Genomic DNA, 8,360 nt, shown 5'->3' with positions numbered 1-8,360 from the left:
GCCCTCCTGGCTACCTGGACCGGCGCCTGCTCGATATGCGGCCAACCCGCCCCAGAACCAGAACCACACCACCGCACCTAACAAAGCCCTACTAGAGCGGTGCACGCCTACGGGACGGTCTGTGTCTGGTGGGCCGAGTTCAGCTGAGGTCACAGCTTCCTGGACTGAGACCCGGGCTCGTCTCGGAGTGACAGTTTGGAGCTTTATACAACTCTCTCGCTCGGATGGGCGATCATCCTTGTGGTGATCTTCAATGTTCTCGGGTGAACTGGCTTTCGGGGCGGGTATGGGTGAGACTCGACGGTTGGGTGCGGGGCGCCCGAGTGCGCTCGGCCGGCCGGCCCCTTCCGCACCCGAGGTCTACCCTCCCGAAGTCAGAGAGCCAGTTCCATGCGTTTCTTGAACCCCCAGACCGGCACGATCGACGACCGTTATTCGGGACCGTACGACCTCACGTACGACGACGTCTTCATGGTCCCCAGCCGCTCCGCCGTGGGCTCCCGGCAGGGTGTCGACCTCGCGTCCAACGACGGCACCGGCACCACCATCCCGCTGGTGGTCGCCAACATGACCGCGATCGCCGGGCGCCGGATGGCCGAGACGGTGGCCCGTCGTGGTGGTCTGGTGGCCATCCCGCAGGACATCCCGACCGAGGTGATCGCCGAGGTGATCGGCTGGGTGAAGCAGCGGCACCTGGTCTTCGACACCCCGGTCACCCTGGACCCCGGCGCCACCGTGGCGGACGCGCTCGCGCTGATCCACAAGCGGGCGCACGGCGCGGTCGTGGTGGTCGAGGGCGGCAAGCCGGTCGGCGTGGTCACCGAGTCCGACTGCCAGGGCGTGGACCGCTTCACCGGCCTCTCCCAGGTGATGTCGCGCGACCTGCTGCTGCTGGACGAGACGGTCGACCCGCGGGCCGCGTTCGAGAAGCTGAACGAGGGGCACCGCAAGCTGGCTCCGGTGGTGGACGCCCAGGGCCAGCTGGTCGGCATCCTGACCCGCAAGGGCGCGCTGCGCGCCACCCTCTACACCCCCGCCGTGGACGCGGGCGGCCGGCTGCGGATCGCGGCCACCGTCGGTATCAACGGCGACGTGGCCGGCAAGGCGAAGGCGCTGATCGAGGCCGGCGCGGACGTGCTGGTGGTCGACACCGCGCACGGCCACCAGGAGACCATGATCAATGCGCTGCGGGCGGTGCGCGGGCTGGACCCGAAGATCCCGATCGTGGCCGGCAACGTGGTCTCCGCCGCCGGCGTGCGCGACCTGGTCGAGGCGGGCGCCGACATCCTCAAGGTCGGGGTCGGCCCGGGCGCGATGTGCACCACCCGGATGATGACCGGCGTCGGCCGCCCGCAGTTCTCGGCCGTGCTGGAGTGCGCCGCCGAGGCCCGCCGGCTGGGCAAGCACGTCTGGGCGGACGGTGGCGTGCGCCACCCGCGCGACGTGGCGATGGCGCTGGCCGCCGGTGCGTCCAACGTGATGATCGGCTCCTGGTTCGCCGGGACCTACGAGTCCCCGGGCGACCTGCAGACCGCGCCGGACGGGCGGCAGTACAAGGAGAGCTTCGGGATGGCCTCGGCCCGCGCGGTGCGCAACCGCACGGCGGACGAGTCCGGTTACGACCGGGCCCGCAAGGCGCTCTTCGAGGAGGGCATCTCCACCTCCCGGATGTTCCTCGACCCGGCCCGCCCGGGCGTCGAGGACCTGATCGACTCGGTGATCGCCGGGGTGCGCAGCTCCTGCACCTACGCCGGTGCCAACAGCCTGGAGGAGTTCCACGAGAAGGCGATCGTCGGCGTGCAGAGCGCGGCCGGCTACGCCGAGGGCAAGCCGCTGCACTCCAGCTGGGCCTGACGCCCGGCCGCGCCGCTGCCCCCGCCCACGGTGTGTCGTGGGCGGGGGCAGCGGCGTGTCGTGCGGCGGTCAGCCGGTGTAGCCGGCCCACATCTCGGAGAACTCGTACGGCGTCTGCTGGATGTTGGTGCACTTGAAGAGCGCGCCGGTGCAGGCGTTGCCGTCCCGGGTGACCTCCCAGAAGGAGAGCTCGCCCAGGTGGTTCTGCTCGGCGAAGGTGAGCAACTGCTGGGCGTCGGAGAGGCCGAAGACCTCGTCCGCGTTGTCGTTCTGGCCGAGCATCGGGGTGACGCCGACCATCGCCCAGGACTGCGCGGTGGTCAGGTCCGGCCACACCTGGGCGATCTGGGCCCGGGTGGACTGCGCCGCCTGGATCGCGTAACTGCCCATCTGCCCGGACGGGTTGGGCGCCTCGGTGTCGCCGAAGTCCATCGCCATGACGTTGACGGTGTCGACCGCGACGCCCGCGTTCTTCGCCGACTGCAGGACGTAGAGGCCGTCCGAGGTCAGGCCGGAGGGCAGCACCGGCAGGGTGAGGCTGACCTTGAGGTCACGGCCCTTGGCCCGCTGCGCGGCCTGGACGGCGGCGATGGCGGCCGACCGGCGGTCGATCGAGGCGTGGTCGGAGACCGCCGAGCCCTCGATGTCGAAGTCGATCCGGTCCAGCCCGTAGGCGTCGACCACCTTCTGGTACTGCGCGGTCAGGCTCGGCACGTCGGTGCAGGACTGGGCCAGCTCGGTGCCGTTGGCGCCGCCGAAGGACGGCCGGACGTCGCCGCCGGCCGCCCGGATCGCGTCGAAGTCGGCCTTGTCCCAGCCGCTGCCCGGGTCGTAGGCGTTGAACCAGGACGCGGTGCAGGGCGTGGTGCCGTTGACGATGAAGCCCAGCGAGAACTGCTTGAGCCCGGTGGCGGCGGCGATCTGCGGCAGGCTGGGGGTGGGGTAGGCGCCGAGGTCGACGAAGGGCGCGGCCACGCCGGGGGTGCTGCCGCTGCCGGCCGTGCCGGTCACCGGGGCGGAGAGCGCGGACTCGTTGCCCGCCGCGTCGAAGGCGCTGACCGCGAAGGTGTGGCTGCTGCCGGCCAGCAGGCCGGTCAGGGTCGCGGTGGTCGCGGTGGTGGTCGCGACCACCGTGGAGCCCTCGTAGACGTGGTAGCCGGCCACTCCGACGTTGTCGGTGGAGGGCGTCCAGGAGAGCGTGATGGACTCCGGGCCGGTGCCGGAGACCTGCGCGCCGGTGGGCACACTGGGCGGGGTGGTGTCGACCGGTCCGCCCTGGCAGGGCTGGTTGTTGATGGTGCAGGCGGTGGGCGGGACGGGGGTGCCGGTGCTGGAGATGTTCATGCCGACCACCGGGGCGCTGGCGCCGGGGGCGAGCGGGGAGGCCCAGCTAGGGGAGGTGAGGGTGTACTGGTTCCCGTTCTGGGTGAGGGTGCCGTTCCAGGCGCTGGTGGCCGTCTCCCCGGCCGGCAGGGTGAAGGTGATCGTCCAGGAGTTGACGGTCGTGTTGGTGTCGTTGGTGACCGTGTAGTCGCCCTCGAAGCCGTTCTGCCAGCTCTGCGGCACCGAGAAGGCGGCGACCAGACCGGAGACGCCGACGGCGGCGCTGGCCGCCGTGGGCAGCGCGAACGGAACGGCGGCGCCGACCAGCAGCGCGCCGGTGGCGGCGAGGCTGGGCAGGGTGGAACGGCTGGACGGGGTGACGCGCCTCATGGGCAGGTCCTCCTCGGCGTGGGGCGGCGCGGGACACGCCGCCGGACAGTGGGGGGCGTGCCGCGGCTCCCCCACAGTGGTACAGACCAATGCTGCTCGTCAATAAGCAGACGACCTCTGATCCGCCGGCTTCTCGTGCCGCACGAAGGAACGCTGACCCCGCGTCAGTCACCGACCGGGGTGAGCAGGGCGCGGCTGACCATGCCGACCGAGGCGTCCAGCGTGTCCGCCACCGCCGCGTAGCCGAGCGGGGAGTCGCGCAGGCCGCGCAGCGCCAGCACGCTGGCCCAGGCGGCCTCCCGGGCCGCGTCGATGCTCCAGACCCCGAGCACGTGTAGCAGCGGCTCGCCGAGCGCCGACCGGGCCGCCGTCGGCAGCAGTTCGGCCTGCATCTGCCCCTCCAACTGGGCCAGCAGATCGTTGATCCGGTGGTAGTCGGGTTCGAAGCTCTCCGGGTCCCGACCCAGCCGCCGTGAGGCGTCCAGCACCGCGAGCGGCAGGTCGTGCTCGATGTGGGAGTTGATCCCGCTCAGCGCGAACTGCAGAGGATGGATGCCGGGGTGGCACCGCAGCTCGAAGAGCGGGCGCCAGCAGGCGGGTGGCCGCCGCCCGGCGGCGGCAGCGGCGTTCGCGGCGAGGTAGCGCTCGGCGAAGAGCGCGTCGAGCACGGCCATCGCGGCCGGATCGGCGAACCAGCCGGTGCCCAGCCGGCTGCGCACCAGTTGGGTGACGGCGAGGTAGATCCGATGGAAGACGCCCACCCCGTCGCTCGGCGGGAAGCCGGCTGCCAGGGCCCGCATCCGGCCGACGATCTGGTCGACCGTCGGCAGTGGCGCGAGGGCCCGCGCCGGCACCTGCGGGGCCGTTCCCGTGTCTCCGAGCTGTTCCGACACCGTGTCACCTCACCTGGACGCCGGTCCGGATGGGCCGGACGACCACGATGTCAAATCAAGTGCTTGCGCGGGAGCGGTCGTTCGGGTGAACTCCTCGCTGGGCCGGCACGGCGACCGGCGGCCGTGCCCTGGCGGTGAACCGGCCGGCTCGGCGCACGCCGGCCGTCAGCGGGCCGGCGCAGCCGAACGGGCCAGCGCCGCCAGCCGGTTGCGGTCGAGCTTGCCGGCGGCGCCCAGCGGGAGCTCCGCCAGGCGCAGCAACTGCTCGGGCAGCTTGCGGCGTTCCAGCCCGCGCCGCTGCTCCAGGAAGCGGTTGAGCTCCGCCAGCGTGGGCGCCGCCGTCCCCTGCCGGGGCACCACGCAGACGCAGAGCCGCTCGCCGAGGTCCGGATCCGGCACCGCCAGGCAGACCGCCTCGGCGACCGCCGGATGCGCGCCGGCGTGCCGCTCGACCTCCGCCGGGCTGATCGAGTAGCCGCCGCGCTTCACCACGTTGCTGTTGCGGCGCACCAGCTCCAGCCGCCCGTCGGTGGTGAGTCGGCCCCGGTCCCCGGAGCGCACCCAGCCGCCGGGCGCGCGGTAGCGGGCGTCCAACTGCGGCGCGCCGACGTAGCAGAGCGGGGTCATCGGGCCGCGCGCCCAGATCTCGCCGGGGTCGCCCGCCGGCAGCTGGCGTCCCTGCTCGTCATGGATCCGGAACTCGCAGACGGCCGGGTCGGGTTGGCCCAACACGTTGGTCAGCTCGGTCGAAGTACGGTGATCGGCACGACAGTTGAGACCGTCGGTGGAGCCGTACAGGTTGCTGACCGGGCAGCCGAACCGGGTCAGGCAGTCGGTCAGCAGCGCGGGCGGCAACCCGTCGCAACTGGCGATCACCGATCGCAGCGAGGAGAGGTCCTCGCCGGGCTCCGGGGCGAGTTGGGTCATCCGGCGCAGCATCGTGGCGACGCCGAACAGGTGGGTGGGCCGGTGCGCGGTGACGGCACGCAGCGCGGTGGCGGCGTCGAAGCCGTCCAGCAGCAGCAGGGTTCCGCCGTGCCGGTACAGGGTGATCACGCCCAGCGAGCCGTACGAGGAGGAGAGCGGCACCAGGACCAGCGCGCGCGGCACTTCGGTGCCCCGGTAGACGGCGCGCAGGTAGTTGCCGCGGCCGCCGGCCATCGCGTTGTGCGAGTAGGCCACCATCTTGGGCTCCGACTCGGAGCCGGAGGAGACCAGGATCCTGGCCGCCGCCGACGGATCCACCGGGACCGTGCCGAGCGGATCCTCGTGCGCCGTTGGCCCCGGTCGGTCCGGGGCGGAGTCGGTCCGTACCGTCGACCCGGTCCCGTCGATGGCGAACACCGCGCGCAGGAACGGGAGTCGGGACAGCTCGGGACCGATCTCGTGGGCTGTGGCGGCGGTGCTCACCAGCGCCACGGCCCGGGACCGGCGGAGCAGCGCCCTGGTGTCCGCGAGGCCCCGGCCGGCCGGGAAGGTCAGTGCGGTCGCCCCGACCGCCGCCGCCGCGAGTTCGGTCGCCACCGCCGGCCAGCCGTTCGGCAGCCGGATCGCGACGACGTCGCCGGGCGCCACCCCGGCGCCGCGCAGCGCGATGGCGATCCGGCCCGTGCGGCGGTCGAGTTCGGCGTAGTCGAGGGTCTCGCCAGGACAGACCACGGCCGGCCGCCGCGGGTGCCGGCGAACCCGCTCGGCGAACAGGTCGGCGATGCCGCGGTCGGGGTAGTGGCCCTGCGCGGACCACTGCCGGCGCAGCTCGGCCGGGACCAGGTCGGGCAGGTCGAGCCCGCTGCGCGGGGCCCGGACGGTGGTGCTGGTGGGGGCGGTCAACGGTCGAACTCCCAGGGTGAGCAGGGCAGTAGACAGCGATCACGGTGTAGTGCGAAGCGGAACCGAGGGTCTCGGGCGATCTCGTCCGGAGTGGCGGCAGCGAAGGCGGCCCGCCGCGCGGCCGGTGGGGTGCCGGTGCGCAGCAGCTCGGTCGCGGCCGACCAGAGCGAGGAGTCCACCCGGCGCCCGTGTCCGGTGACGGCCCGGGCGACCAGCGCGGCCAGTACCCCCTCGGCACTGATCAGGCCGCCGAAGATGTCGGTGATGGTCATCAGCGAGGGTGTGGCCGGCCGGCCAGCCGGGGTGACCAGCGCGGCGAGTCCGCTGCGCGCCTGCACCAGGTAGTCCGTCCCCACCGGCGGCTCAGGGCCGAGGAGTTCCCCCCACCCGGAGGCCCAGGCGTGCACCAGGCCGGGCTGGACGGCCAACAGCTCCGGGGCACCCAGCCCGAAGGCCTCGGCCTTGCCGGGCGCGAGGTTGTGCAGGAACACGTCGGCGTCACCGACCAGTTCGCGGATCGCCCGGCGCCCGGACGGCGCGCGCGGATCCGCCTCGACCGCCTGCTTGCCGCGGTTGAGCGCGTGGAACCGGGCCGAATCGTCGCCCGCCATCGGCGGTACACCGCGCAGCGGATCGCCACCGAGCGGCTCGACCCGCACCAGCTCGGCGCCGAGCAGCGCCAACAGGTGCCCGGCGAGGGGGCCTTGGAGTCGCCGGGTCATCTCCACCACCACCAGCCCGGCCAGCGGCAGCCGCACGCCGCCCGTCCGTGGCGCGATCGGCCCGGCCGGGCGGGGCGGTCGACCGCCGGCCCGGGCGATCTGCCAGGGCGGTGTCGGGTACGGGTCGGGCGCGTCCTCGCGCACCGGGACGATGCCGACGCCCGCGCGGCCAGCCGCGGTGACGATCTCGTGGTAGTCCGACCGCGTGGCAGCGGCGGCGAGTTCGGGCGGCAACGGGCACCGGGCCGAGGAGAACCGGAGCTGGAAGGAGGGCCAACCGCGGCCGATCGGGCGGCGATCGACGCCGAGCCGGGACCAGAACTCCAGCCAGGGGCCGGCGTCGAGCGACTCGATCTCGAACCGGACGCCGTCCCGACTGGTGAACGGCGGGCCGGCGGCCGCGCTTTCGGGCGCGGTGTCCTCGGGGGCCGTGCGGTCGGGTCGGCCCGTGCGGTCGGGGTCGTCGGCGGTGGCGGCTGCCAGGTACTGCCCGACGGCGAGCAGCGCGGCCCCGGCGACCGAGGTCCGCACCCCGCGCACCGGAGCGCCGCGCAGGCCGGCGCAGCGGGCCGCCAACAGGCCCTGGACGGCGAGCACTCCGGCCATCGCCCCCGCGTAGTCGATCCCCAGCGGGGTCGGTGCGCCGTACCGGCGGCCGTGCACGGCGGCGATCCCGCAGGCCGCCTGGGCGTCGGCCTCGCTCGCCAGCGGGAGGTCCACCGGACCTGCCCAGTCGATCACGCAGTCGATGTCGCGATCGGTGCCGTCGGCCGCCGGACCCGCCGGGCCGGGGCCCAGGACCAGCCGGGCCGCCTGCCCCGCCGCCGTCGCCAACTCCCGGGCCGGGGCGGTGGTGCAGCCGAGCGCCCGCAGGTGGCGGGCGGCCAGCGTGCCGGCCGTGCTGCCGCCCGCCACCGCCAGCGGCACCCCGGCCAGCGGGGCCCGGGCGACGTCGACGTCCTGCCGCAGCGTCGTCACCGCGGGCTCGCGGATTCGCTCGACCGGCCCTTCCGGCAAGGTGGGTGACGTGATGTCAGAAGGGGTGATCCGTGGCATGGGTCCTCTTCGGGGCGGGTGGTGCGGCCAGGCCGGCCGTGGCCTGAGTCGGGTACGCCTGGCGGTCGAAGCGGCCGGGCCATGGGCGGACCTCTCGTTCGGTGGCGAAGCTATCACGCTTGGTAGTCGAAGATCGCCTGGCGCCGCCCGTCCGGCCGGCCTCGGCACCGGCCGGCCGCGGCCACGTCGCCCGGCGGCGGCCACGAGGTGATCGGGATGCGGCGGCGGGTCCGGGTCCACGGCGGCACCCTGCGGGCCGGCCCACTGCCCGAGCGGGGCTTCGAGGTAGCCT

Annotated in this window: 5 protein-coding genes; 1 reads left to right on the top strand and 4 read right to left on the bottom strand. The window is 73.8% G+C overall.

The window, feature by feature from the left end; translation table 11 throughout:
• The first annotated feature begins 390 nt into the window (after positions 1–390).
• Positions 391–1,854: a GuaB1 family IMP dehydrogenase-related protein gene (locus ACZ38L_RS25530; protein WP_465697466.1), complete on the top strand. Its 1,464-nt coding sequence runs from the start codon at positions 391–393 to the stop codon at positions 1,852–1,854.
• A 69-nt stretch (positions 1,855–1,923) separates the two neighbouring features.
• Here ACZ38L_RS25530 and ACZ38L_RS25525 read toward each other — a convergent pair whose 3' ends face one another.
• From ACZ38L_RS25525 to ACZ38L_RS25510, 4 genes are all read right to left on the bottom strand, one after another.
• Positions 1,924–3,567, bottom strand: a complete 1,644-nt coding sequence (locus ACZ38L_RS25525; RefSeq protein ID WP_465697464.1) for a cellulose binding domain-containing protein — start codon at positions 3,565–3,567, stop codon at positions 1,924–1,926.
• Between the two features lie 164 nt (positions 3,568–3,731).
• Positions 3,732–4,460: a DUF5995 family protein gene (locus tag ACZ38L_RS25520; protein WP_465697462.1), complete on the bottom strand. Its 729-nt coding sequence runs from the start codon at positions 4,458–4,460 to the stop codon at positions 3,732–3,734.
• Between the two features lie 165 nt (positions 4,461–4,625).
• Positions 4,626–6,290, bottom strand: coding sequence for a class I adenylate-forming enzyme family protein (locus ACZ38L_RS25515; protein WP_465697460.1), 1,665 nt, complete (start codon positions 6,288–6,290; stop codon positions 4,626–4,628).
• Complete coding sequence (locus ACZ38L_RS25510) at positions 6,287–8,029, bottom strand: CoA transferase (protein WP_465697458.1); 1,743 nt, start codon at positions 8,027–8,029, stop codon at positions 6,287–6,289. Before ACZ38L_RS25510 ends, ACZ38L_RS25515 begins: the two co-directional genes overlap by 4 nt.
• Positions 8,030–8,360: the final 331 nt, after the last annotated feature.

The organism is Kitasatospora sp. NPDC024654, assembly GCF_055559155.1.
Note: the sequence above shows the minus strand (reverse complement) of the source record. Positions and strands in the feature narration are given on the sequence as shown.

Coding starts and splice junctions, on each gene's coding strand:
- ACZ38L_RS25530 (WP_465697466.1), top strand. CDS start 391: ATGCGTTTCTTGAACCCCCAGACCGGCACGATCGACGACCGTTATTCG.
- ACZ38L_RS25525 (WP_465697464.1), bottom strand. CDS start 3,567: ATGAGGCGCGTCACCCCGTCCAGCCGTTCCACCCTGCCCAGCCTCGCC.